Source organism: Glutamicibacter sp. (genome assembly GCF_035257265.1).
In the GTDB taxonomy this organism is placed as follows: Bacteria; Actinomycetota; Actinomycetes; order Actinomycetales; family Micrococcaceae; genus Glutamicibacter.
The window spans coordinates 1-1,976 of the sequence record NZ_DATEXC010000046.1 but is presented as its reverse complement, the minus strand read 5'-3'; the positions used below and the strand labels follow the sequence as shown (position 1 = coordinate 1,976).

Here is a 1,976-nt window from a genome sequence, read left to right as displayed (position 1 = left end):
GATGTGTCATCACGAGATTGTGCCTGGCAAACCCTGGAGTATTTTTCAGCTGCAGCATGCGCTGCGGTTACGGGTCATGACGAACCAAGTCGAGCATAAGGTGAAAGTGAAGATGGCAAAGGCTTGTAAAGCCGCATGATGATTCGCGTTACGGCTGCAAGATGTCAATTCTGAGTATATAGTAGAGTATTCGCTCTAAGAGGCTGTCCGAAAACTAATATATAATAAATCAATCGCTTAGAAATCTCTAACAGCATGGCAAAAGACCGATTATCCAGTAAGTCCGTTCCTGGCTTTGCCACGTATATGACCTAAGGTCTTCTCTTATAAAGGCTTTGTTTCCGGAGAGACTCTAAGTTTTGGATGATGGTAGGCTGCACTTCGATAGGGTAGAGGTGCACTCCTACAGCCTGTTTCATATGACTTTGCACTCATATCTGAGTCATACTCCACGAATAAACATCATAGAGTTTGCTACGACAATTCTCCCTCCTCGTCATCCTCCATATCCTCTCGCCAGTAACGGTCTTCTTCGGTCCGCACATCAGCAATGGCGGCCTGGCACGTCGCTGGGGTGACCTTGTTAAAACCCTCAGCGACATGTGCACGGAGCCCCTTCGTGGTGTAATCACACGTTGCAGCGCAATGATTCTTCACGACTGCCCAGCACGCTTCGATGGGTTGGAGTTCAGGATGATACTGGGGCGTCCGCAGGATGCGATGGCCTCGCGCTTCCGCCAAGCGGTCCAATTCGTATTGGGGTTTTGGGCACAATTGGCGGCAGAGTGCGAGCAGTTCTGCTTTAATCATCGTGGGCTGATACGAGGCGGGATGGTGCTGCTGAAGCCCCTGTTGCAGGGCAGACTGCGGGGTAGAACTTGTCGGATAAAAGGCGCCGTCCACATACACATTATGATAGGGCGCGTTGTCCATCATAATCAACGACGCTACGGGGATATGCGGCAGTAAACTCTCGGCAAACCACTTGCGGAAGTTCTCAAAGTGCATCTGGCCATGGTAGTCGCCCGTCCGTTGCTTCGCTTGGAAGACCAGTTGGGCTCCCTCCACCCATCCATCCGTGGTGACCGCATGCACCAGTATCAGGCGAGGGCCGTGGCCCGACGGTTTCTCGACCCATGGACCTTCTTCAGCGAAATACCATGTACGCGGCGTCGAGTGATGCACATTGACATAGCTTTCATCGAGATAAACTTCAGGACGGACCGTCCCCCCATGCGAGCTCCGGTTGGCGAGTTTGGTGCGTAAATACTCGCGTCGGGCAATCAGCACGTCATCCCGTTCTCGCAGTGCCGACTTGCTCCGAGATGTCCCATAGACAAAGCCCATCCGTTGTAACGCCCTCCACAACGTCGCCGGATTCATGCCCTCATAATGCTCGCTGAGCCAATGCAAGAGCGTGCGGACACTGACGTGACTCCCCTGCCGATTGAGCTCACGAATCCGTTGGCGAATGACTTTTTCCAATGGCGCCTGAATGCGGTAGGGGGGCTTGCCTTTTGCTTCAACAGTGGGCGCAAGGCATTGCCCAGTGCGGTGATAGGTACTGAGAATGTCTTTGACGGTCCGTTTCCCAAGGCCCAGCGCCGTGGCAACACGACCCGCTGGGTCCTGCGTCGATACCACAGCGCCAGCTCGACGTTCTTGGTCAAAGAATTCCTTCAAGCGTACGACAAACTGGCGTCCCCGCAGATCAACCGCTTTTCCCTGGGCCATATGTGAGGCAACCTGCATATCAAGAGCTTCCGGCCAACTCAGATGGTCCTCTCAGACTACATCATCCGCCAGGGAAGTGCAAAGTCATGTGAAACAGGCTGTAGGAGGAAATCAGCAACGAATCATGGCACAAATGAAAAAGATGTCATGATTCGTTTTGATAGTCAGGGGAACGCTTCAACCTATGCCCTCCGTCGCCTTGCCAAAGATCGTCCTGATCTCCATATGCAATGCCTGGCAGG

1 protein-coding gene is annotated in these 1,976 nt (G+C 53.0%); it reads right to left on the bottom strand.

From position 1 onward, the window contains the following. Window positions 1-474 precede the first annotated feature (474 nt). Window positions 475-1,734 carry a transposase gene (locus tag VJ369_RS12575; protein ID WP_324092412.1) on the bottom strand — a complete coding sequence of 420 codons (1,260 nt, stop codon included), beginning with the start codon at window positions 1,732-1,734 and terminating at the stop codon, window positions 475-477. Window positions 1,735-1,976 lie beyond the last annotated feature (242 nt).

Excerpts from the sequence above, each read along its gene's own strand:
- VJ369_RS12575 (WP_324092412.1), bottom strand. The coding sequence starts at position 1,734 with ATGGCCCAGGGAAAAGCGGTTGATCTGCGGGGACGCCAGTTTGTCGTA.